The organism is Streptomyces sp. EDA2-14, from assembly GCF_054963755.1.
The window spans coordinates 429,306-451,057 of record NZ_JBUEGE010000003.1 but is presented as its reverse complement, the minus strand read 5'-3'; the positions used below and the strand labels follow the sequence as shown (position 1 = coordinate 451,057).

Sequence of the window (21,752 nt, the reverse complement as noted above, 5' to 3'; positions counted from 1 at the left end):
CGGCGGCGGGGTCGCGGGGCTCTGCCCCGGACCCCGCGCCTCAATCGCCGGCGGGGCTGGATTTTCAGCCGCTCGACCCCAGGGGCTTCGGCTCCTTGTGCGGCGCACAGGACGCCGCGCCGTTGTCCGGCAGCTCGCCGTGCAGGAGGTACGCGTCCAGGCGGCCGTTGACGCAGGCGTTCGGGCCCGCGGCGATGCCGTGGGTGCCCGCCTCGCGTTCGGTCACCAGGGACGAGCCCGCGAGGCGGCTGTGCAGCTCCCGGGCGCCCTGGTAGGGCGTCGCCGCGTCCCGCTCGGCCGCCAGGATCAGAGTCGGCGGGAGTTCGCCCGGCGCGGTGCGCACGTCGACCGGCTGCTGGCGCGGAGCGGACCAGTAGGCGCACGGCAGGTTCATCCACGCGTTGTCCCACGTCTCGAACGGGGCGCGCTTCGCCAGGGCCGTGTTGTCCCGGTCCCAGGTGCGGAAGTCCGTCGGCCAGGACGCGTCGTTGCACTGGACGGCCGTGTAGACGGCGTTGCTGTTCTCGTCCTCCTTGGCGGCCCTCGGGATCGGCGCGGCCTGGTCGACGAGCGGCTTCGGGTTGCCCTTCACGTAGGCGGAGAGCGCGTAGGCCCGCAGTGGCCAGTAGTCGTCGTAGTACCCGGTCTGCAGGAACGCCGCCTGCAACTGTCCGGGCCCGACCTTGCCGCCGGCCGGCCTGCGGGACAGCTCGGCGCGCACCTTCTCGTACGCGGCCAGCACCTTCTGCGGCGTCTTCCCCAGGTGGTACGTCGCGTCGTTGCGGGCGACCCACGCCCTGAAGTCGGCCCAGCGGCCCTCGAACGCGGCCGACTGAGCGAGGTTGTTGGCGTACCAGATCCCCTCCGGTGACGGGTCGACCGCCGAGTCGAAGACGATCCGCCGCACGTGCGAGGGGAACAGTTCCGCGTACACGGCCCCCAGGTACGTCCCGTACGAGGCGCCCATGAACGTCAGCTTCCGCTCGCCGAGCGCCGCCCGCAGCACGTCCAGGTCACGGGCGTTGTTGAGCGTCGTGTAGTGCTCGATCCCCGGATTCTTCGCCACGCACGCGCGCGCGTACTCCTTCGCCCGCTCGATCCGCTTCTTCTTGTACGCGGCCGAGGGGTGCACCGGAGACTCCGAGGGCGCCCGCTGGAACTTCTTCGGGTCCCCGCAGGACAGCGGCGCCGACCTCCCCACCCCGCGCGGGGCGTAGCCGACCAGGTCGTACGCGGCGGCGATGGGCCGCCACGCCGCCTGGGCGCGGGCCAGGGGGAAGTACATGCCGTTGCCGCCGGGCCCGCCCGGGTTGAAGACGAGCGGGCCCTGCCGCTCCACCTTCTTCCCCTTGTCCTTGCCGGTCGCCTTCACGCGGCTGACGGTCAGCTTGATCTGCTTGCCCAGCGGATCCGCGTAGTCGAGCGGTACGGAGACGGTGCCGCACCGGATCGGCTTCGGCAGCTCCTCCGACTCGGGGCAGTCCGCCCAGTGGATCCCCGCGGACTCGGCGCGCGCCGCGGCGATGCCGGTGCCGGCCGTCCCGGCAGGGGTGGGCGGCGTGGGCGGCGTGGGCGCGGCGGCGCTCGCGCCGTTCGCGGGGGCGGTGACCAGGGCCGCGAGGATCAAGGATCCGGCGGTGGCGCCGAGGACGGGGGCTGCTCTCATCGCTTGGACGTGTCCCTTTCGTCAGGGCTCGTGCACTCGTACGGTCGACGAGCCACGCGCGAACAAAAGGGATCCTTGGGGCGGGAGTTGACGATGTAAAGCACCAGGTCGTGGGTGTCGGAACGATGACCCTGATGCGTGGTTCGAGCCGCTCCCCGCGTGCGGTCCCGCTCACTCGGTGGTAGGCCGCCCCGTGCCGGTCAGCGCCGCGCGCAGCTGCGGGTCGTCGATCGCCCGCACCCCGCGCACCGCGACGGCGAGCAGGCTGCCGCTGCCGGGCGTCCGGCCCGCGAGCAGCCGCCGACCCGCGGGTGAGGCCCAGCGGGTGTACGAGTGGACCTCGATGCGGGCGAGCGTCAGACAGCTCAGGGTGAGCAGCAGCGGAAGCCCGAACCACAGCGCCACCGGACCCCCTTGCCGCGCGCTCTCGCCCGGCCACAGGACCGCGAGCGCGCCGAGCGCCAGTACGGCGACCGCCGCCCGCCGCACCTGGCGGACCGCGCCCGTGAGCGTCGTCCGCTCGTGGTCCGGCGTCGCGAGCCCGGCCGCGACGAGCCGCTCGGCGAGCAGCCGCACCGCGTCCCCGGCCGCCGTCGCCGCCCGCAGCGGAGCCGTCCGCGCCTGCCCCTCGGGCCCGATCGCGCCGAGCACCGAACGCTCCATGGCGTCCTCGGGCACCGGGTCGACGACGGTCGCCCAGCCGGTGTGCGCCAGCAGCAGTCGGCGGCTGCGGGCCATCGACACGAGCGTCACCTCGGCGACCCGCTCGGGACCGCCCGACAGGAAGGCGGTCTCGTACAGCGACAGCTCGTGCTCCCGGGGCGGCAGCCCGTCTTCCCGTGCGCGCTCGCTCTCCGCGGCGCGCACGGCCGCGAGGCACAGCCGCCCGCAGGAGACACCCGAGGCGGCGCAGGCGACGAGGAGGAACAGGACCCACAACATGCGCAGTTTCTACGACAGTTGTGCCGACGCCGCTACGGGCCGCTCACAATGTGGACGGCCTGTTATCACCTCGTGACGTCCGGCGCCGACTTCGGCCGGGACGCGGCGGGCGGCAGGGAGAACGAGGGAGTGGGCGAAGGCGAGACCGGGGTCGGGGTGTCCGGCGCCGGGGTCGGGCCCGGTGGGGCGGGGGAGCGGGTGACCGGTGGCGGGCTCGCGGTGGCCGCGTCACGGGCGAGCGCGTCGAAGTCGACGAGGCCCGTCGCCTCCAGCACCTTGATGTGGTCGAGGACGGTGGTGTTGGCGTCGTCCGCGAGCTGCCGCACGAGCGCGTTGCGGGTCGAGGCGCGGACTTGGGCGACCAGCGCGAAGACCTGGCCGTGGGCGCGGCGCAGAATATTGGCGAACTTCCGCTCGTAGTCCTCGCCCCGCGCGGCGGTCAACTCCCGCAGCCAGCGCTGCTGCTGCGTGTTCGGCTGGCTGGGCAGCTCCAGGTTCATCCGGGCCGCCACCTCGCGCACCTGCGCGTCCAGGAACGTGTGCCCCTCGACGAGGTGCTCGCCCGCCGTCTCGACGGCCTTGCTCGGCGCCCGCTCCTGCGCCTGCTGTCCGGCGGGCAGCTCCCACAGTCCGGCGAGCCGCACCTTGGTGATGAAGAGGCGGTCGGTGGCGGACAGCGGGCCGAATCTGGTGGACACCGTCTGGGCGTCGAGTTCGGCGAGTCCGGTGCCCGAGCGGTCCGCGTACGACCAGATGGGGAAGACGAGTGCGGCCAGTGTCGCGACGAGACCTGTGACGAGGAGCGTGGTGCCGTTGATGCGGGTGCCGCCGGGTGGGAACAGTTGCATGGTGCCTCCTGGTGCGGCACCGCACGCTAGTGCGCGGCTTCCCTGTGGCGGTGGGGTTCGACCCGGAGTACGTCAGGTGCGGTACGTATGCGGGTCCGTGGGCTGCGTCGGGGTTGCGGTCCCGGGGCGCTGCCCCGGACCCCGCTGCTCAATCGCCGCAGGGGCCCTAACGGGCCCGTCGTAGTGCGAACGCTGCCGTTCGAAGGGCCCGGGCCATCGGGCGGCGGGTCAGTGGCTTCGGTCCCGACCGGTCCAGCCACCAGTGGGTCAGGGCGCGGCGGGCTCCCGCGTCGCGTACTCGTTGCGCCAGCAGCAGGTCTTCGGCGAAGTCGAGGGCGTCGCGGCGGTAGCCGCTCGTCATGGGGTGGCGGCGTGCGTAGCCGAGGAAGTGGGAGCGGTACTCCGACGCGCCCAGGATCACCGGCAGTTCGGGCGCCACCTTCGCTACGACGTCGGCCCGCTTGCCCGCGAGTGCCCGGCTCTGCACGGCGAGCCGCGCGCGGTCGAAGCCCTCCGGGGCGGGCGTGCCGGCGACGAGCGCGGAGAGCAGGGCGGCCTGGTCGAGCGCGAGGCGCCGGCGCGCGGCGTCGTCGGCGGACGGTTCCGCGACAGCCGGCCGGCGGTCCGGGAACTGTGCGCGGGGCCCGGATCCGGCCGCGACCGTCTTGCGGATGGCCTCCACCTCGCGCTCCAACTCCCCTCGGTCCTCGGGGAAGTTCTCGTCGCGCTCCAGGAGCACGCCCGGTGGGGTCACGCGCGAGGCCAGTTCGGCGAGAACGTCGAGGACGACCTGCGGCACGGGGTGGGCGTGGCTGTCGTGCCAGACGCCGTCCCGTTCGAAGCCGCCCGCCACATGCACGTACGCGATGGCCTCGACGGGCAGCTCGGCCAGGGCCTTCGCCGGGTCCTCGCCGCGGTTCACGTGGTTGGTGTGCAGGTTGGCGACGTCGATGAGGAGGCGGACGCCGGTGCGGTCCACCAGCTCGTACAGGAACTGGCCCTCCGTCATTTCCTCGCCGGGCCAGCCGAACAGGGCCGCGATGTTCTCCACGGCGAGCGGCACCGGCAGCGCGTCCTGGGCGATCCGGACGTTCTCGCACAGCACGTCGAGCGCGTCGCGGGTGCGCGGCACGGGCAGCAGGTGGCCCGCCTCAAGGAGCGGCGACGCGGTGCGCTCGCCTCCGGCCCGTACGAACGCGATGTGCTCGGTGACCAGCGGTGAACCCAACGCCTGCGCGCGGGCGGCGAGTTCGGCGAGCCGGCCCTCGTCGGGGCGGTCGGCCCCGCCGAGGCCGAGCGAGACGCCGTGCGGCACGACGGTGACGCCGCGCTCGCGCAGCCGCAGCAGGGAGTCGGGCAGCTGCCCCGGACAGAGGTTCTCGGCGACGGCCTCCACCCAGTCGATGCCCGGCATGGCCTCGACCGTCTCCGCGATCTCGGGCCGCCAGCCGATCCCGGTACCCAGCTCCATGGAACTCCCCCTCCGCCGCCCCGCTTCCTGGATTCCTGACCGCGACGGCACCGCCCGAACCCCCGAGAGAGGACGTTCAGAGCAACATTTGAGCTTTCACCCACGGGCCCCGGCTGACACGCTGATGCGATGGATCAGGCGGAAGCACTGCTCATCGGGGGACGCGCCGGGGTCGGGAAGACGTCGGTGGCGTGGGAGGTCTCGGCGCTCCTGCGGGCTGCGGAGGTCCCGCACTGCGTCCTGGAGGGCGACTACTTGGGGCAGGTGCACCCGGCGCCGCCGGACGACCCGCGCCGCAGCGCGGTCACCGCACGCAATCTCGCCGCGTTGTGGTCCACCTTCGCGGACCTGGGCCACCGTCGGCTGGTCTACACGAACACCGTCAGCGTGCTGACCGGCAGCGAGGGCATGTTCCGGCGGGCGATGGGCGAGGACGTACGCCTCGTACGGGTGCTGCTCACGGCGTCGGACGCCACTGCGGGGGAGCGGCTCGCGGGCCGTGAACTCGGTTCGGAGCTGGAGAGCGAGCTGCGCGGCAGCCTCCGCAAGGCCCGTCTCCTGGACGAACAGGCGCCGCAGGACACCGTGCGGGTGGCGACCGACGGGCGCGATGTGCGGGTCATCGCGCGTGAGGTGGTGGCGGCCACTGGGTGGGCTCCGGACGCGTAGCCCACCGGCGTCTCAGGGGCGCCGCGCGAGGATCAAGTAGCCGCCGAATCCGAGGAATCCGATGCCCGTCGCCTGGTCCAGGCGGCGGCGCGGCAGCTTCAGCCGCCCGTCACTCCTCCGCAAGCCACGGCCCGCCGCGATGTAGACCAGAGCGGCCACCCCCTCGACGCCGATGTACGCGGCGGCGAGCGGGACGAGCGTCGCGGGCGGGGCGGCGGCGGAGAGGAACTGCGGCAGGAACGACGCGAAGAGCAGCAGCGCCTTCGGGTTGGTCAGGGCGGTGAGGAACTCCCGCCGCGCGACGACCAGCGGCCGCACGGCGCCGGCCCGCCCGAACGGGTCCCCGGCTTCACGGCCGGCGCCGCGCAGTGTCGTCACGCCCAGCCAGATCAGATACCCGACACCCAGCCACCGCAGGACCTCGAACGCGACGGCCGACCTGGCCAGGACCGTGCCGAGCCCGAGCACGACGAGCGCCACGAGCAGCGCGAAGGCACAGAACCGGCCGACCACTCCCACCAGGGCGTGCCGCACCCCGACGAGCGCGGCGTTGCGCAGTCCGAGCAGCTGATTGGCCCCCGGAATCAGCGCCATGACCACGGCCGCCGGAAGGAAGACCTGCCAATCGATCACGTATCCAACTGTGACGCATCGGCGACGACCGTGCAGGATCCGGGCGCGATCTCCGTGAAACCGGCGTCCTGGACGACCGGAAGTCCGCTCGTCGTCAGTGCAGGCCAGCGGGCCGGGTCGGCGGTCCGTACCGACAGGGGGAAGCCCGCCTCGCGCCACTCCTTGCGCTGCGCGTCGGACAGCTCCCACCAGGCGAGTTGAGCGCCGTGGCCGGCCTGCGCCATGGTCTTGCCCGCCGTCATGTCGAGGTCGGGGTTGAGCCACAGGACGGGCGCCGAGAGGTCGGGGGCGGGCGGCTCCTCCGGGTCGTCGAGGTCCGTGCCGGAGACCTGGAGCCGGGCGAGGTCCTTGGGCCAGCCGTCGAGGGGGACCGGCGGGAAGACCCGGACCTCGGCGGTGCCGGTGGTGACCGTGATCCCGTCGAGGCCCTCCGCGCGCCGCCACTCCGCGCCCCTGGCCCGCCGCACCACCTTGCGGATCCGCGCGTCCTGCCAGTCGCGCATCGCCTGCGCCCACGCGCCGTCACCGGTCGACCGCTCGTCCGAGAGGATCACCAGCACGGCGCGCGCGGCCGCTTCGAGGGCGTCCGTACGGGCCGGGGGCGCCGCCCGCTCGATGCGCACGACGAGCGGCAGCACGAACTGCGGCGCCTCGTCGCGGTCGGTCGGCTCGGCGCGGAAGGGGCTGTCGCTGTCGGCCTGCTGGGCGCCTTCGGCCCGGTCGGCACCTTCGGTTCGGGAGTCGTCGCTGGTCACGCCCTCCAGTCTGCCAGCACCCCATGACAGCTCCCGTCCCGACCGTGGGGGACCGGCAGACGCACGTCGCCAAGTGGCCGGCCACCGCCGCGGGGCTGCTCGCCGTGCTGCTGTGCGCGCTCGTTGGCGCCGCCGTCGGAGCCGTCACCGCGTGGCCCGTGGTGCGCGGCACCGGGCTCGGCACGGCGACCCTGGTGCTGTGAGCGCTCGTCGCGCTGGTCGCCCCCGGCTCACCGGCGAAGTCGGCGGTGAGCGGACTGGTGACCGGTTCGCAGGACGGCACGGTCCCGGTTCTGTTGCTGCCGCTCGCGGGGGCCGTGGTCGTGGCCGGGGTGTGCGCGGCGGCCGCGTGCGCGCTGTCCTCCCGCCGCTGGCCGTCGCCGAGCCCCCGGCTAACCGGAGCAGGCGCTGCGCTGCGCCTCCTGCCACTCGCACACCGGGCACAGCGTCGCGCCCTTCGTGGACTCCGGGTACTCCGTGGGTTTCCGGCACAGCACGCACTCGGCGACCGGCTCGTCCGCGTCCGCGACGGGTGCCGGGCGCTCCGCGGGGCCGCCGGCGCAGTAATCAGCCATGCCTCCAGCGTACGTACGCGGGCGCACGCTCACGCCCCGCGCGCCGCCCCCACCAGGTCCGACACCCGCACGAACCGGTAGCCCTGCGCCCGCAGCCTCGGCACCACCGCCCGCACCACCCGCTCCGTCGTCGGCGCCGCGCTGCGCGTGCAGTGCAGGACGACGACCGAACCGGGCCGCACCCCGTCCAGCACCTGCCGGGCCACCGCGTCCGCGTCCGTGGCGAACGCGTCGCCGCTCACCACGTCCCACTGCACCGCGGTCACCCCGGTCGGCGTCAGCGCCCGCAGCGCCGCCCGGTCGTAGCAGCCGCCGGGGAACCGGAAGTACGGCGCGACATGCCTGACCCCCGCCTTCCGGAACGCGCCGAACGCGCGGTCGACATCGGCCCGCATGCCCCGCGCCGGCACCCGCGGCAGTCCGTAGCAGTCCCCGGTGAAGGCGTAGTGGCTGTACGAGTGGTTGGCGACCTCGAACAGCCGGTCCCGGCCGATGGCCCTGGCCTGGTCGGGGTACTCCTCGGCCCACCGGCCCGTCATGAAGACGGTGGCCGGAACCTTCAGCTTCCGCAGCGTGCCGATCAGTCGCGGGTTGTCGAAGCGTTCTCCTGCCTGCGCCCGCGCCCCCTGGTCGGCGGTCATGTCGGCGTCGAAGGTGAGCGCGACCGTCCGCTCCTTCGTCTCCGCGCCCCGCCGGAAGACGGGGGTGGTGCCGCCGGGGCCGGGCGCCAGGGTGGGCCGGGGGGTCGCCTTCGGCTCGGGCGAGGTCCGCGGCGGGCTTTTGGAGGAGCTCTCGGGGGAGCCGGTGGGGGAGCCGCTGGGGCGCGTCGCGCCCGGGACTCCCGATGTGGCGGATTCGCCGCATCCGGCGAGGCCAAGGGCGAGGGCGCCCAAGGCGCAGGCCGTCGTGACGTGGCGCAGGTAGCTGATCACGCGGTGACGATAACGTGACAATCATACGAAATCGTGCAAATGGGGCCAGTGGGGCGTGACTCCGTGCTGCGGGGTACTCGGCATCCATGACGACACCAATGACGGAGACCCCCATGACGGCACCCGTGGCGTTCCCCGACCCCTCGACCTCGCTCGCACCGTTCGTCCTGGGCCTGGTGATCGCACTGGCCCTCGTCTGGGCGGTCTGGCTCGGGATCCGGATCCGGCGCCGGGAGCCGGGCCCGCCCGACCCCGCCGACCAGCCAAAGCTCCCTGACGACGGACCGGTGTACGAGGTCCGGGAGATGCGGGAGCCCGACGAGGTCCCGAAGACGGGGGACGGCGGTGACCGCCTCACCCCGCACCAGCTGAGCGGCTTCGGCAACGCGAGCACCAAGCGCAGCGAGGACCAGCGGCCGCGGCGGTGGAGCCGGGGCGGCAGTGGGACGTCCGGCAGTGGTGATTCCGGGCACACGTGATCCCGAGGGGCGGGCCGCGCTCGGCGCGCGTGCGGATGGTGGGGCGCGCGACGCGGCGGGCGCGCGAGGTGGCGCGCCCTTCCTCGCCCTTTACCTCAGTGCCTCGCCCTTTACCTCAGTGCGCGGCCCCGGCCTCGGCCCGGGAGCGGCGTCGTTCGGCCCGCAGCAGTCTGGCCCGCTCGGTTTCCGAGGTGCCGCCCCACACCCCGGTCGTCTGCCCGGTGGAGACGGCCCAGCGCAGGCACTCCACGATTACGGGACAGTGGCGGCAGACCTGCTTGGCCGCCTCCACGTCCTCCATGGCCGGCCCGGTCGTGCCGACGGGAAAGAAGAGATCCGGATCCTCATCGACACACGCCGCCCTGTCCAGCCACTCCATCTCCATCTTCCTCACTGGCAACGGCATGCGGCGGCGGGTGCCCACAACAACCGTGCGGAAACGCCGAGTTTGAGGGGTACGGGCGAGGGGACCCGGCCCGCGGCCGAGTGGCCAGGGGAGCGAAGGGAGCCGGGGCCGGGGGCGTGAGTCTCCGGCCCCGGTCGCCGTTCTGCGACATGGAGCGGGAGGGGCTACAACGGAAGGGAAGGGAGTGAGCCGCCATGCCGAGCGGATCCAGCGCCAAGCGTGAACGCCAGTACGAGAAGATCAAGAAGAGCGCCCTTGACCGGGGTGAGAACACCGAGCGGGCCGAGGAGATCGCGGCGCGCACGGTGAACAAGGAGCGCGCCCGGACGGGCGAGGCGAAACAGGCCAGTCGCACGTCCACGCACGACATCTCCTCCGGCAGGCGCGGCGGCCTGCGCTCCCACCGGGGCGCCGGCGGTCCGACCAAGGAGCAGCTGTACGAGGAGGCCAAGGACCGTGGCATCGAGGGCCGCTCACACATGAACAAGGCCGAACTGGCCAAGGCCCTGGGGCGCTGACCCGCATGCCCAAGGAACCGGACCCCGTCCCGAGGGACCTGCCGGACCAGCAGGCCGACCCGGACACGGAGACAGAACCCGAGCGCGACGCCGAGCCGCAGCCCGAGAACGGGAACACCGGGACCGAGCCCGACGAGACCGTCCCCGACTCGGACGTCGCGGGCACCGGCCGCACCGGCGCGCCCCACGCACCGGGCATCCACCCCGACCAGCCCGTCCCGGACGAGCCGGCCGACTGAACCCGGCCCCGGGCACCCTGCGAGGAACGGCGCTAACGCCTTCGCAGCGCCCCTGACACCTGGTCGAAGAGGGCCGTGTGGGCGCGGGAGCTGGCCGGGAGCTCCGGGTTCCAGGGGAGCACCGTGGCCCGGTCCGCGACCTGTGACCAGTGCGGGTCGGCCGCGTACTGCTCGCGCGGGGCCGCGTTGACGCGGGCGTCCGACAGGATGACATCCGGGGCCAGGGCGGCCACGTCCTGCCATGTGCCGGTGTACCAGTTGGCGCCCGGGCCCTCGGGTGGCGCCGCCATGCCCACGCCGAGCCCGCCCAGCGCGCTCAGGTCGGGCCATTTCGTGGGCCGGGCCAGGTGCACCGAGTCCGCTCCCGCGGCCGACAGGGCAAGCACCCGGACGCCCCGCGCCGCACGGGCCGCGACCCCCAGCTCCCGCTCGGCCCGCGCCAGCTCGTCCTGCGTCTCCGCGGGCTCGGCGGCCCCGAGCGTGCGCCCCAGCTCCGCGAAGCGCTCCCGCACCCCTCCCAAGGTGCGGCCCTGCCCCACGTCGATCACGGTGACCGGGACATGCTCCTCCAGATGTTTCGCCGTGTCGGGCTCGATGCCGTACACCTGCCCGCCGCCGTAGGTGAGCGCCACGACGAGATCGGGGCGCGTCGCCAGTACGTCGTCCAGGGCGAGCCCGCCGCCGGCGCCCAGGTACGTGAGCCCGTCCAGCGGCAGCGCGCCGGACTTGGCCCGGTCGGGCTCGTCCCCGTCGTGGAACGAGCCGAAGATCCCCACGGGGCGTATGCCCAGATCGAACAGGCTCGCCCCGGCCTGTATGTATGCGACGACGCGCTGTGGCGCCTCGCTCGCGGACGTGAGGTGCCCGCGGTCGTCGGTGAACTCCCAAGGAATGGTTGACCGTTCTTCCATGGGGTGACCTTGCCCGGGGCACTCGCCCGGCACGCGGTGCGGCACCCGCGAAAACCGGCCATGCGGGCGGCCGCCCAGCCGTGGACGGCCGCCCGACGCCGCCTAGTGCCAGGGGCCCGTCACGGCGAACGTCGTCCCCGGCGTGTAGCAGTTCACGAACATCGTGTCGCCGTCCGGGGAGAACGTGACCCCGGCGAACTCGCCCCACTCGGGCTTGTCGGCCGTCCCGATGTTCTGCCGGCCGCGCGCCATGGCGTACACCTCGCCCTTCCGCGTCACGCCGAACACGTGCTGCGCGCCCTCCCCGTCCTCGCACACCATCAGGCCGCCGCTGGGCGCGAGGCAGATGTTGTCGGGCTCCTCGCCCGGCAGTTGGACGTCCGTGTCGGGGCCGAACACGATGACCAGCGTCAGGCGCCGCGACGACGGGTCGTAGCGCCAGATCTGGCCGTAGTGGTCGGCGGCCGAGCCCTCGCGGCTGCGGGCGTACGAGGAGACGAAGTAGACGCTCGACCCGCCCCAGTAGCAGCCTTCCAGCTTCTGCGCGTGGGTGATGCCCTTCGGGCCGAAGTCCTGGTTGCGGATGGGTGTCTGGGCGGCCAGCGGGTCCGGTACGTCGACCCATTCGATGCCGCTGAACGTGGCGCCGGTCTCCTGGACCGCCGACAGGTCCGGCACGCCCGGCACCCGCATCGCCTGGAGTTTCCCGCCCGCGCGCAGCGAACCGAGGCCGCCCTTGGTGTTCTTGGGCAGGAAGCGGTAGAAGAGGCCGAAGGGTCTGTCGAAGGCGTCCTCCGTCTCGTACACGATTCCGTTGCGCGGGTCGACGGCGATCGCCTCGTGCTGGAAGCGGCCCATCGCGGTGAGCGGCACGGCGCCCGAGCGGCGCGGATCGACCGGGTCGACCTCGAAGATGAAGCCGTGGTCCTTGGTGTAGCCGTTCGTACCGGCCTTGTCCTCGGTCTCCTCGCAGGTCAGCCAGGTGCCCCAAGGGGTCGGCCCGCCCGCGCAGTTGACGGCCGTACCGGCGATGGCGACCCGCTCGGACAGCACGTCGTTCTTCCGGTCCACGGTGAGCGCGGTGCAGCCGCCCTTGCCCATCGGGTCGTAGGTCAGGCCCTCGACGGTCGGCACCCCGATCTTTCCGGTGACCCGGTTCTCGTGGTTGCGTACGAGGTGTACGCGGCCCTGTCTTCCGGCGAAGGCCGCCATTCCGTCGTGGTTCGAGGGCACCTTGCCCTCGCCGGAGCGGAGTTGCTCCCCTTCGCGGGACAGGACCTTGTAGCGGAACCCTTTCGGCAGGTCGAGCAGCCCGGCCGGGTCGGGCACCAACGGGCCGTATCCGGCGCGTCCTTGGGCGGCTGCCGAGCCGGCGAACAGCTCGGAGAGGTTCCCCGCGAAGGCGATGCCCACTCCGAGGGCGCCGGAGCGGGCAAGGACTTGACGGCGAGTCGCGGACTGTCGTGCGTCAGCGGTGCGTGACATGGGTGCAACCTCCTGCTGGCGGACAGGAACTGTGACCCGGCTGTGTTTATCACGTGCCTTTGGCGGCGGGAACCACGCGCGTAGCGCACACAATCCGTGCACCGCACACGTATCGCTCACCTGGTGATTACTCGTGTACGAGGCCCTTCCCGTCGCGCGCGAGCGCGGTGAGGCGGGAGATGGCGCGGAAGTACTTCTTCTTGTAGCCGCCGTTCAGCATTTCCTCGCTGAACAGCTTGTCGAACGGCTGCCCGGACGTGAGCACCGGGATCTCCCGGTCGTAGAGCCGGTCCGCGAGGACGACGAGCCGCAGCGCGGTCGACTGGTCGGGCACGGCCGCCACATCGGTGAGGCAGACGGCCTTCAGGTCGTCCGTCAGCGCCCCGTACCGGCTGGGGTGCACGCGCGCGAGGTGCTCGAGGAGGTGCGGGAAGTCGTCGAGCGAGGCGCCCTCGGTGGCGTACGCCGCCTTGGTGACCTGCTCGTCGGTGAACGGCGCCGGGGCCTCGGGCAGTCCACGGTGCCGGTAGTCCTCGCCGTCGATGCGCAGCGGCTTGAAGTGGGCCGACAGGCCCTGGATCTCGCGCAGGAAGTCGGCGGCGGCGAACCGGCCCTCACCGAGCTTGCCCGGCAGCGTGTTCGAGGTCGCGGCGAGTGCGACACCCGCCTCGACCAGCTTCCCGAGCAGGGAGGACACGAGCACCGTGTCGCCCGGATCGTCCAGCTCGAACTCGTCGATGCACAGCAGCCGGTGCCCGCTGAGCGTCTTGACGGTCTGCTGGAAGCCGAGCGCGCCCACCAGGTTCGTCAGCTCCACGAACGTGCCGAACGCCTTGTACTGGGGCTCGGCGGGCGTCGCGTGCCAGAGCGAGGCGAGCAGGTGGGTCTTGCCGACGCCGTAGCCGCCGTCGAGGTAGACGCCGCGGGGTCCGGTCGGGGCGGCGGGCTTCTTGCCGAAGCCGAAGAGGCCGCGCTTCTTGCCGCCCCCGGACGCGTGCGCCCCGCCGAGACCGGCGGCGAACGAGCTCAGGACCCGGACGGCCTCGGTCTGGCTGGGCTGCTTGGGGTCCGGTATGTACGTGTCGAAGCGCACGGAGTCGAACCGGGGCGGCGGCACCATCTCGGCGACCAGGCGCTCCGCGGGGACGTGCGGCTCGCGGGCGCACAGGGACAGCGGCGCCGCGTCGGGTATCGGGCTGATGCCCATCTGGCTGGACTCCCGTGAGTCGGCGGCTTCGAGGGATGACGACACAGCTACCCAGCTTAGTCGCCGTGCCACACTGCACGTCATGCGACGCCTGTTCCCTGTGACGTACGAAACAGCAGATGACAAGGGGTACGAGGGGAGGGAGGCGGGCCGCGAGTGGAGTCTCGACGAGCTCGCCGACGCCTATGCCTACCCGTCCGGGGCCGCGCACGCGCCGTGGCTGCGGGCCAACATGGTCTCCACGCTCGACGGCGCGGCCCAGCACGACGGCCGCTCCCAGCCCATCTCCTGCGACACCGACATGCGGATCTTCGGCACGCTGCGCGCGCTCGCCGACGTCGTCGTGGTCGGCGCGGAGACGGTCCGCCTGGAGGGCTACCGGCCCGCCCGCGCGCGCGAGGCGTTCGCCGCCCGCCGCGAGGCGGCCGGGCAGGGGCCCGCCCCGCAGATCGCCGTGATCAGCGCGAGCCTCGACCTCGACTTCGACCTGCCGCTGTTCACCGCCCCGCTCGTGCCGACGCTGCTGCTCACCGGCGCGGGCGCCCCCGCCGACCGGATCGCGGCGGCGCGCAAGGCGGGCGTGGAGGTGCTGACCGTGGGCGACGGCGCGGCGGCCGAGCCGGACCGCGTGGTGGCGGCGCTCGGTGAGCGGGGCCTCAGGCGGCTGCTCACCGAGGGCGGTCCGCGGATGCTCGGTCAATTCGTGGCGGGCGGGGTACTCGACGAGCTGTGCCTGACCCTGTCCCCGATGCTCACCGCGGGTGACGCGCAGCGGATCGCGGGCGGCTCGACCCTGGCCGTGCCGGAGCGGTTCGAACTGGCGTCCCTGTTGGAGGAGGAAGGATTCCTCTTCACCCGTTACCGCCGGTCGCGGGGCGGACAGTAGCCGCTCGCCGCGTTCGCGCGGCGACATTCGGCGGAATGAGTCGTTCCGTTTAGCTTTGGCTGGGCACACTACATCTCGCAGTCCCCGTGCGAATGCGGGGCAGGATGGTTTCCGCAGGTCCGCTGGTCCACCCGGAGGCGTCGTCGTCAGGCGGCCCCCGGTAGGAGAAGAAGGGCGCCCGTCGTGTTCACGAGCGTATTGATGATCGAGAAGGCTCTGACCTCCGCCGACGTGGAGTTCGTCACCACCTTGCACGGTGAGGAGGACGTCTCCTTCCACGTGCTGCTCCAGCCCCGTGGCGACCAGGCGGACCGCCTGCTGCGGGCCATCGACGACGTCGCGATGGGGGAGTTCGACGAGGCGGGCAAGGAGAACGAGGTGCCCGAGGGCGACGAGGCCAAGGGGCCCGCGGAGAAGGCCCTCGCCGTCTCCCTCGCCGCGCTGCACCAGGCGGGCAGCGAGGCGGTGGGCCGACTCATCGAGGACCACCCGCTGGACGCCCTCAAGGCGCTCGTCGACGAGGTGAAGGCGGACGAGGTCATCGTGCTGACCGACCCGCACTACGTCGAGGAGTTCTTCCACCGGGACTGGGCCTCGCGCGCCCGCCACCAGGTCGGCGTACCGGTCCTGAAGCTGTTCTCGCACAGCAAGGCGTAGTTCTCGCACAGCAAGGCGTAACGGGGCGAGGTTCAAGGCGGCGCGGGCCGAGGCAATAGGCTGGGGCCCGCGCCGTGGTCGTCGTGACCGCGGACCAGGACATCCGAGAACCCAGGGGAGACCACGCATGGCACCCGGCCGCCTGCCGCATTCCGTCGCCGACATGGACCGACCGCACTTCATCGGCATCGGCGGCGCCGGCATGTCGGGCATCGCCAAGATCCTCGCCCAGCGCGGCGCGCGCGTGGCGGGCAGCGACGCCCGTGAGTCCGCGACGGCGCAGGCGCTGCGCGAGCTCGGCGTCACCGTGCACATCGGCCACGACGCCGCGCACCTCGCCTCAGACGCCACCTGCGTGGTCGTCTCCTCGGCCATCCGCGAGGACAACCCGGAGCTGGCCCGCGCCAAGGAGCTCGGCATTCCGGTCGTGCACCGCTCGGACGCCCTCGCCTCCCTCATGGACGGACTGCGCCCGATCGCGGTGGCCGGCACGCACGGCAAGACCACCACGACGTCGATGCTCGCGGTGTCCCTGAAGTCCCTCGACCTGAAGCCGTCCTACGCCATCGGCGGCGACCTGGACGCCCCCGGTTCCAACGCGGACCACGGCGAGGGCGAGATCTTCGTCGCCGAGGCGGACGAATCGGACCGCAGCTTCCACAAGTACAAGCCGGAAGTCGCGATCATCCTCAACGTCGAGCTCGACCACCACGCGAACTACGCGTCCATGGACGAGATCTACGAGTCCTTCGAGACGTTCACCGGGAAGATCACCCCCGGCGGCACCCTCGTCATCGCCGCCGACCAGGCGGGCGCCGCCGAGCTGACCCGCCGGGTCCGCGACACGACGTCCCTCAAGGTGGTCACGTACGGAGAGTCGGAGTCGGCCGACATCCGCATCCACAAGATCACCCCGCGCGGACTGACCAGCGAGGTCACCGTCCTCCTGGACGGCAAGCTGCTGACCTTCACGGTCTCGGTCCCCGGCCGGCACTACGCGCAGAACGCGGTGGCGGCGCTCGCGGCGGGCGTCGCGATGGGCATCCCGGCCCGGAACCTGGCCTCCGCGCTCAAGACGTACACGGGCGTCAAGCGCCGCCTCCAGCTCAAGGGCGAGGTGAACGGCGTGCAGGTCATCGACTCCTACGCCCACCACCCCACCGAGATGACGGCGGACCTGGAGGCCATGCGCTCCGCGGCGTCCGGCGAGGGCCGCATCATCACCCTCTACCAGCCGCACCTCTTCTCCCGCACCCAGGAGCTGGGCAAGGAGATGGGCGAGGCCCTCGCCCTCGCGGACGCCTCGGTCGTCCTGGACATCTACCCGGCCCGCGAGGACCCGATCCCCGGCATCACCAGCGCCCTGATCATCGAGGCCGCGCGCGAGGCGGGCGCCGATGTGCAGGCCGCCGCGGACAAGGACGCCGCGGTCGCCGCGGTCGCGGGAATGGCCAAACCCGGCGATCTTGTTCTCACCATGGGCGCGGGCGACGTCACGGAACTCGGTCCGCGCATTCTGGACCAGCTGAAGGGTTGAGAGACATGTCGTACGACGTCGAGAAGCCGGACGAGCAGTGGCGCACGGAGCTGACCCCGGCGGAGTACGCGGTGCTGCGCCAGGCCGGCACGGAGCCCGCCTTCCGCGGTGAGTACACCGACACGACCACGAAGGGCGTCTACTCCTGCCGGGCGTGCGGCGCGGAGCTCTTCACGTCCACCGAGAAGTTCGAGTCGCACTGCGGCTGGCCGTCCTTCTACGACCCGAAGGACTCCGACGCCGTCGAGCTCATCGAGGACCGCTCCCACGGAATGGTCCGCACCGAGGTGCGCTGCGCGCGCTGCGGCTCGCACCTCGGCCACGTATTCGAGGGCGAGGGATACGCGACGCCCACGGATCAGCGGTACTGCATCAACTCGATCTCGCTCAGGCTGGAGCCCGCGGGCGAGTGAGTCGCGGCGGCCAGGCGGCGCCTACTGCGCCGCCGCCGTCTCCGCCGTCGCCGGGCGGAACGCCGGGTTGCTCTCGCACTCGGACATGATCTCGGTGTTGGTCTCCTTGTTGATGGGGCAGGCGCCGATGACGAAGCGCGGGGCGACGCCGCCCGGGAAGGCGATCTCCACCTGGTCGGCGTACTTGTGCGTGTCGCCGATCGTCTCGTTGACGTCGATGCCGTTCGGGGCGTCGATGTAGTAGTTGTACGCGCCGCCCCGCATCCACTTGGTCCACTTCTTGAAGAGGTCGTGGTCGCGGGTGGTGGAGACGAACGGCGACGGCTGGTTCTTCAGGACGTACTTCTCCAGGTCGTACTGGCCGTTCACGGCGTCCTTCGGCGCGAAGCCCTCCTTGAAGATCACCGACGGGGCGCGGCCGTCCGCGCGGTACAGCGTCTGGCAGTCGCTGCGGTACTCCGGGTCCGGCGAGATCTTCTCGAGCGGTACGCGGTCGATCGCGGCGTAGAGCCGGTCGGGCACGACCGGGCAGGAGGAGGGCGCGGCCTTCGCCACGGCGGTGGCGGACTTCGCGGTGTCGGCGTCCGGGGCGCTCGCGGTGGCCGACGGGGCGGAGGCGAGGGCCAGGACGGACACCGCGGCGGCGGGCAGCGTGGCGAGGCGGCGGACGGTGCGCGGAATGTTGTTGATCATCACGAGCAGAACCCTCGGTGGACCGCGACCAAGATCGCCGCAACTCACCGGATCGTGGGCGTGTGCACCTGTAGTTCCTTGATCCCGTTGATGAAGTTCGAGACGAGACGCTTCGGTGGGGCCGCGAGCGTCAGGGTCGGGAGCGCCCGGCCCACTTCCTCGTAGAGCGCCCGCAGTTGGAGGCGGGCGAAGTGCGCGCCCGGGCATACGTGCGGGCCGTCTCCGAAGGAGACGTGGGGGTTGGGGGTGCGGGCCGGGTCCAGGGTGAACGGGGCGGGGAAGACGCGTTCGTCGTGGTTGGCGGAGGCGTGGAGGACGACCACCTTGTCGCCCCGTTCGATGCGGGCGCCCGCGAGGGTCGTGTCCTCGCTCGCCGTGCGCCGGAAGCTCAGGACCGGTGGGTGGCGCCGCAGGAGTTCGTCGAGGACCGGCGGCACGTCGGCCTTCCCCATGCGGAGCAGTTCGTACGTGGTCGGGGACTCGGCCAGCAGTGCCAGGCCGCCCGGAGCCGCGCTGCGCACCGTGTCGTTGCCCGCGACGGTGAGCAGGAAGAAGAACATCTGGCGTTCGGGCGCCGTGAGGTCCGGGTCCGCGGCCAGCGTCGTCATGATGTCGTCGGCCGGGTGGGCGCGCTTGCGGGCCGCCAGCTCGTCGGCGTACGCGAACATGTCGGCCAGCGCGGAGGGGGAGCGGGGGTTCACGGGTGGACCGGTGGTGGTCGAGGGGGAGCCGGCCGTCTCGTCCGGGTCCTGGTAGCCGATGACGCGGCGGGTCCAGTGCAGGAGCAGCGCGCGGTCGGACTCCGGGACGCCGAGGAGGTCGGCGAGGTTCAGGAGGGCGTAGTCGTCGGTGACCGTCCCGACCAGGTCGACCGTGTCCTTCGCCTCGTGCAGCGCCGTGCGCAGCAGCGTTCTCGCCCTGTTGCGTGCCGACTCCTCGAACGCCGCCACGCGGCGCGGCGTGAACGCCCGGCTCACCAGCCGGCGCAGCCTGCCGTGGGCGGGCGGGTCCTGGTTGAGCATCATGCCGCGGATGAACGGCAGGTCCGCCGGGTCCGGATCGCGGATCTGGGTCGCGCCCAGGTACGAGGAGTACGTCGACGCGTCCTTGAGGACCCGGACCACGTCTGCGTGGCGCGTGACCGCCCAGAACCCGGGGCCCTCCGGCCAGCCGAGGACCGCGGGCTCCCGCTGCCAGGCCACCGGGTGGTGGTCGCGCAGGGTCCGGTAGCGCTCGTGCGGGACGCCTTCGGCGTAGAGGCGGGGGTCGAAGACGTCGGGCACCTCGGGGAGGTCCGGTGCCGTGTGTGCCGTCATGACTTCCGTCCCGGGCCGTCCGCCCGCAGGAAGTCCTCCATGACGCGGATCAGCGCGAGCGGCGCCTCGTCCATCGCGTAGTGGCCGCACACCGGGAGGTCGACGAGCTCGCCGCGGGTGAACCAGGTCAGCCACGTCGAGCGCATCAGGTTCGCCGTCAGCGCCGGGTCGAGCTGGCCCGTGATCGCGAGCGCGGGAACCGTGCAGGACGCGAGCTCCGCGTGGAAGTCGTCGCCGGTCCACGAGTCGAGCCAGGCCCGGAACGCCTTCCCGTCGCTGCACGCGAGCGAGCGCTCCACCATGCGGTCCAGCCACGCGGCGGGGCGCACGCCGCCCGTGGTGATGTCGATGATCGCGCGGCGGTTGGCGGGGGAGGAGTCGGCCGTCGCGAACAGTTCCCACTGCTCCGGCGGCATGGGCAGCCCGGACGCCGGGACCGGGGACACCCCCACGATGCGGCGCACCCGCTGCCGCACGTTCGCCACCACGCGCTGCGCCACGCTGCCGCCCATGGAGTGCCCGATCAGCGAGAACCGCTCCCAGCCGAGCCGGTCCGCGAGGTCGATCACATCCGCGGCGGCCTCGGCCGTCGTGCACGCCCCCGGCGTCTGTTTCGCCTCCCCGTAGCCGCGCAGGTCCACCAGCGCGTACTGGAAGGAGGCGCGGTCGAGATCGGCCACGATCGGCGCGTAGGCGGCGCGGTCGGCGAACCAGCCGTGCACCGCGAACACCTTGTGCGGGCCGTCACCGTGAAGTTCGTACGGCAGGACGAAGGACGAGGCCACGTCGACTCCCCCGGGGTGTTGAACGGAAGCGGTTGCCGGACGCCTCCAAGGTGGCGCGCGGCCGTGCCCGGCCACAAGAGGGCGCACGCGCGCGTGGCCCGGCGCACCGCGGCCGGTCGGGGACAATGGACGGGTGACCTCCCCCGATGCCGCCGACGCCCCGGCGACCCGCCCCGAGCTGCGCGCCGACTGCGCCGACTGCTTCGGCCTGTGCTGCGTCGCCCTCCCCTTCGCGAAGTCGCACGACTTTGCGCACCACAAGAACGCGGGCACGCCCTGCCGCAACCTTCAGGAGGACTTCCGCTGCGGCATCCACGCGAGGCTGCGCGACGAGGGCTACCCCGGCTGCACCGTCTTCGACTGCTTCGGCGCGGGCCAGAAGGTCTCTCAGGTCACCTTCGAGGGCGTCAGCTGGCGTGAGCGGCCCGAGACCGCCAGGGCCATGTACGAGGCGTTCCCCGTCATGCGGCAACTGCACGAACTGCTCTGGTACTTGAACGACGTACTGGAACTCGACGCGGCCCGTGCCGTGCACCGCGACGCCCGGCGGGCCCGCGAGGACATCGAGCGGCTCACCCGCGCGCGTGCCGACGAACTCGTCGCCGCCGACGTGCCGGCCGTCCGCGACGACGTCAACGCCCTTCTACTGAAGGCGAGCGAACTGGTGCGCGCCGATGTGCCCGGCGCTCTGGGCCGCAAGAAGAACCACCGGGGTGCCGACCTGGTGGGTGCCCGTTTCAAGAAGGCCGACCTGCGGGGCGCCAATTTCCGCGGCGCCCTTCTTGTGGCCGCGGATCTGACGGGTGCGGACCTCCGCTCGGCCGACCTGATCGGCGCGGACCTGCGCGACGCCCGGATCGCGGGCGCCGACCTCACCGGGGCGCTGTTCCTCACCCAGGCGCAGGTGAACGCCGCGCGCGGCGACGCCACGACCCGCATACCGGCGGGCCTGAGGCGCCCCGCGCACTGGACGTAGACCTCAAGGGCACCGAAAAAGGTCTCAGGAGGCGCACACCGAAGGCAGCGCCCGCGCAAGGGCCTTGAGGTGCAGGGCGTCGAACCCGCGCGCGTGGGCGTCGCGCAGCGCCGCCGCCGTGAGCAGCGGCCCGCAGGCGGGCGAGGTGCGCGTGGGGGCCACCTCCCGCAGCGCGTCCAGGAGCTGCGTCGTGATGCGGTCGAGCTGCGGGCGGACCTCCGTCGCGAGGTCGGGGCGCTCGGTCGGGCGCTGCTCGGGGTGGGCGTCCCAGCGGGCGTACAGGCCGCGCTGCACCACCTTGTTGGCCTCGATCTGGTCCCGGAAGACGGCCTGTGCGAACGCCGGGTCGATGCCGAGACCCGCCGAGCGCTCCGCCACGTCGTCGAGGATCAGCTTCTCGCGCGCCGGGTCGTCGATCGGCGCCTGCGTGCCGTACTTCGCCGCCGCGACCTTGTCCGCGAGGGCGAGCCGCTCCGTGGCGAGCGCGGTGATCGCCGCGAGGGCGCGCGGGTGCGCGTGGGTGGTCTGCGACGCGGCGGTGGGCGCGGCCGGGGCGGCGGACGCCGGGAGGGCCGAACCGCCCAGGGCGAGCGCGGTGGTGGCGCCCAGAGCGACCAGGCAGCGGGCGGCGGTCGACGTGATCCGGATGGGCAACGTAGGTCCTTCGCTTCGAACGGGCAACGGGGGTGCGTTTCCCCGAACGTACGTCGAACAACCCCGGTTCACGCGATGGTGCGATCATGTTCCGCCCCG

26 protein-coding genes are annotated in these 21,752 nt (G+C 72.6%); 10 read left to right on the top strand and 16 right to left on the bottom strand.

The window, feature by feature from the left end:
• Window positions 1-64: 64 nt before the first annotated feature.
• The 4 genes from ACY34M_RS11820 to ACY34M_RS11805 form a co-directional block, all read right to left on the bottom strand.
• On the bottom strand, window positions 65-1,666 hold the full coding sequence (locus ACY34M_RS11820; RefSeq protein ID WP_462718377.1) for an alpha/beta hydrolase: 1,602 nt from the start codon (window positions 1,664-1,666) through the stop codon (window positions 65-67).
• Window positions 1,667-1,837: 171 nt separating this feature from the next.
• Entirely contained in the window at window positions 1,838-2,608 is a 771-nt protein-coding gene (locus ACY34M_RS11815) for a TIGR04222 domain-containing membrane protein (RefSeq protein ID WP_462718376.1), read from the bottom strand.
• A gap of 65 nt (window positions 2,609-2,673) precedes the next feature.
• Window positions 2,674-3,456 carry a DUF4142 domain-containing protein gene (locus tag ACY34M_RS11810; protein WP_462718375.1) on the bottom strand — a complete coding sequence of 261 codons (783 nt, stop codon included), beginning with the start codon at window positions 3,454-3,456 and terminating at the stop codon, window positions 2,674-2,676.
• A 166-nt stretch (window positions 3,457-3,622) separates the two neighbouring features.
• Window positions 3,623-4,927, bottom strand: a complete 1,305-nt coding sequence (locus ACY34M_RS11805) for an MbnB/TglH/ChrH family RiPP precursor modification enzyme (protein WP_462718374.1) — start codon at window positions 4,925-4,927, stop codon at window positions 3,623-3,625.
• Between the two features lie 129 nt (window positions 4,928-5,056).
• Between ACY34M_RS11805 and ACY34M_RS11800 the strand changes: the two genes are divergently transcribed.
• On the top strand, window positions 5,057-5,596 hold the full coding sequence (locus ACY34M_RS11800) for a hypothetical protein (protein WP_462718373.1): 540 nt from the start codon (window positions 5,057-5,059) through the stop codon (window positions 5,594-5,596).
• Between the two features lie 12 nt (window positions 5,597-5,608).
• Here the strand turns inward: ACY34M_RS11800 and ACY34M_RS11795 are convergent, their stop codons facing one another.
• The gene (locus tag ACY34M_RS11795; RefSeq protein WP_462718372.1) at window positions 5,609-6,229 is read right to left on the bottom strand and encodes a LysE family translocator; all 621 of its coding nucleotides are present in this window, start codon (window positions 6,227-6,229) and stop codon (window positions 5,609-5,611) included.
• Window positions 6,226-6,984: an aminoacyl-tRNA hydrolase gene (locus ACY34M_RS11790; RefSeq protein ID WP_462718371.1), complete on the bottom strand. Its 759-nt coding sequence runs from the start codon at window positions 6,982-6,984 to the stop codon at window positions 6,226-6,228. The genes ACY34M_RS11795 and ACY34M_RS11790 overlap by 4 nt, the downstream gene beginning before the upstream one ends.
• A 23-nt stretch (window positions 6,985-7,007) precedes the next feature.
• On the opposite strand from ACY34M_RS11790, the gene ACY34M_RS11785 reads away from it, so the two are divergent.
• Window positions 7,008-7,187 (top strand): hypothetical protein, encoded by a 180-nt coding sequence (locus ACY34M_RS11785; RefSeq protein ID WP_462718370.1) that lies wholly within the window; start codon window positions 7,008-7,010, stop codon window positions 7,185-7,187.
• 189 nt (window positions 7,188-7,376) lie between these two features.
• On the opposite strand, the gene ACY34M_RS11780 is transcribed toward ACY34M_RS11785, so the two are convergent.
• Window positions 7,377-7,559 carry a hypothetical protein gene (locus ACY34M_RS11780; protein ID WP_462718369.1) on the bottom strand — a complete coding sequence of 61 codons (183 nt, stop codon included), beginning with the start codon at window positions 7,557-7,559 and terminating at the stop codon, window positions 7,377-7,379.
• A 29-nt stretch (window positions 7,560-7,588) separates the two neighbouring features.
• A complete protein-coding gene (locus tag ACY34M_RS11775) occupies window positions 7,589-8,491 on the bottom strand; it encodes a polysaccharide deacetylase family protein (RefSeq protein ID WP_462718368.1) in 903 nt (300 codons plus the stop codon).
• 113 nt (window positions 8,492-8,604) lie between these two features.
• Between ACY34M_RS11775 and ACY34M_RS11770 the strand changes: the two genes are divergently transcribed.
• Window positions 8,605-8,970: a DUF6479 family protein gene (locus ACY34M_RS11770; protein WP_462718367.1), complete on the top strand. Its 366-nt coding sequence runs from the start codon at window positions 8,605-8,607 to the stop codon at window positions 8,968-8,970.
• 115 nt (window positions 8,971-9,085) lie between these two features.
• Here ACY34M_RS11770 and ACY34M_RS11765 read toward each other — a convergent pair whose 3' ends face one another.
• Window positions 9,086-9,376 (bottom strand): WhiB family transcriptional regulator, encoded by a 291-nt coding sequence (locus ACY34M_RS11765; RefSeq protein WP_462718366.1) that lies wholly within the window; start codon window positions 9,374-9,376, stop codon window positions 9,086-9,088.
• 194 nt (window positions 9,377-9,570) lie between these two features.
• Here ACY34M_RS11765 and ACY34M_RS11760 point away from each other — a divergent pair, with 194 nt between their 5' ends.
• Both ACY34M_RS11760 and ACY34M_RS11755 read left to right on the top strand, forming a co-directional pair.
• Window positions 9,571-9,894 carry a plasmid stabilization protein gene (locus tag ACY34M_RS11760; RefSeq protein ID WP_462718365.1) on the top strand — a complete coding sequence of 108 codons (324 nt, stop codon included), beginning with the start codon at window positions 9,571-9,573 and terminating at the stop codon, window positions 9,892-9,894.
• Between the two features lie 5 nt (window positions 9,895-9,899).
• Window positions 9,900-10,133: a hypothetical protein gene (locus ACY34M_RS11755; protein ID WP_462718364.1), complete on the top strand. Its 234-nt coding sequence runs from the start codon at window positions 9,900-9,902 to the stop codon at window positions 10,131-10,133.
• Window positions 10,134-10,165: 32 nt separating this feature from the next.
• Here the strand turns inward: ACY34M_RS11755 and ACY34M_RS11750 are convergent, their stop codons facing one another.
• From ACY34M_RS11750 to zapE, 3 genes are all read right to left on the bottom strand, one after another.
• On the bottom strand, window positions 10,166-11,044 hold the full coding sequence (locus tag ACY34M_RS11750) for a TroA family protein (protein WP_462718363.1): 879 nt from the start codon (window positions 11,042-11,044) through the stop codon (window positions 10,166-10,168).
• Between the two features lie 102 nt (window positions 11,045-11,146).
• On the bottom strand, window positions 11,147-12,529 hold the full coding sequence (locus tag ACY34M_RS11745) for a PhoX family protein (RefSeq protein ID WP_462718362.1): 1,383 nt from the start codon (window positions 12,527-12,529) through the stop codon (window positions 11,147-11,149).
• 127 nt (window positions 12,530-12,656) lie between these two features.
• Entirely contained in the window at window positions 12,657-13,736 is a 1,080-nt protein-coding gene (gene zapE / locus ACY34M_RS11740) for a cell division protein ZapE (RefSeq protein WP_462718570.1), read from the bottom strand.
• 82 nt (window positions 13,737-13,818) lie between these two features.
• Here zapE and ACY34M_RS11735 point away from each other — a divergent pair, with 82 nt between their 5' ends.
• The 4 genes from ACY34M_RS11735 to msrB all read left to right on the top strand — a co-directional run bounded on the left by ACY34M_RS11735 (window position 13,819) and on the right by msrB (window position 17,229).
• Complete coding sequence (locus ACY34M_RS11735) at window positions 13,819-14,622, top strand: pyrimidine reductase family protein (RefSeq protein WP_462718361.1); 804 nt, start codon at window positions 13,819-13,821, stop codon at window positions 14,620-14,622.
• A gap of 183 nt (window positions 14,623-14,805) precedes the next feature.
• Entirely contained in the window at window positions 14,806-15,279 is a 474-nt protein-coding gene (locus ACY34M_RS11730; RefSeq protein ID WP_462718360.1) for an indole-3-glycerol phosphate synthase, read from the top strand.
• A 127-nt stretch (window positions 15,280-15,406) separates the two neighbouring features.
• On the top strand, window positions 15,407-16,816 hold the full coding sequence (murC, locus tag ACY34M_RS11725) for a UDP-N-acetylmuramate--L-alanine ligase (RefSeq protein ID WP_462718359.1): 1,410 nt from the start codon (window positions 15,407-15,409) through the stop codon (window positions 16,814-16,816).
• A 5-nt stretch (window positions 16,817-16,821) separates the two neighbouring features.
• A complete protein-coding gene (gene msrB / locus ACY34M_RS11720; protein WP_462718358.1) occupies window positions 16,822-17,229 on the top strand; it encodes a peptide-methionine (R)-S-oxide reductase MsrB in 408 nt (135 codons plus the stop codon).
• Between the two features lie 21 nt (window positions 17,230-17,250).
• Here msrB and ACY34M_RS11715 read toward each other — a convergent pair whose 3' ends face one another.
• The 3 genes from ACY34M_RS11715 to ACY34M_RS11705 are packed head-to-tail and all read right to left on the bottom strand — an operon-like array spanning window position 17,251 to window position 20,023.
• A complete protein-coding gene (locus tag ACY34M_RS11715; RefSeq protein ID WP_462718569.1) occupies window positions 17,251-17,922 on the bottom strand; it encodes an ADP-ribosyltransferase in 672 nt (223 codons plus the stop codon).
• Window positions 17,923-17,966: 44 nt separating this feature from the next.
• Window positions 17,967-19,238, bottom strand: a complete 1,272-nt coding sequence (locus ACY34M_RS11710) for a cytochrome P450 (protein ID WP_462718357.1) — start codon at window positions 19,236-19,238, stop codon at window positions 17,967-17,969.
• Window positions 19,235-20,023: an alpha/beta fold hydrolase gene (locus tag ACY34M_RS11705; protein ID WP_462718356.1), complete on the bottom strand. Its 789-nt coding sequence runs from the start codon at window positions 20,021-20,023 to the stop codon at window positions 19,235-19,237. The genes ACY34M_RS11710 and ACY34M_RS11705 overlap by 4 nt, the downstream gene beginning before the upstream one ends.
• Before the next feature lie 133 nt (window positions 20,024-20,156).
• Between ACY34M_RS11705 and ACY34M_RS11700 the strand changes: the two genes are divergently transcribed.
• A complete protein-coding gene (locus tag ACY34M_RS11700; RefSeq protein ID WP_462718355.1) occupies window positions 20,157-20,999 on the top strand; it encodes a pentapeptide repeat-containing protein in 843 nt (280 codons plus the stop codon).
• Window positions 21,000-21,023: 24 nt separating this feature from the next.
• Here the strand turns inward: ACY34M_RS11700 and ACY34M_RS11695 are convergent, their stop codons facing one another.
• On the bottom strand, window positions 21,024-21,653 hold the full coding sequence (locus tag ACY34M_RS11695; protein ID WP_462718354.1) for a chorismate mutase: 630 nt from the start codon (window positions 21,651-21,653) through the stop codon (window positions 21,024-21,026).
• Window positions 21,654-21,752: the final 99 nt, after the last annotated feature.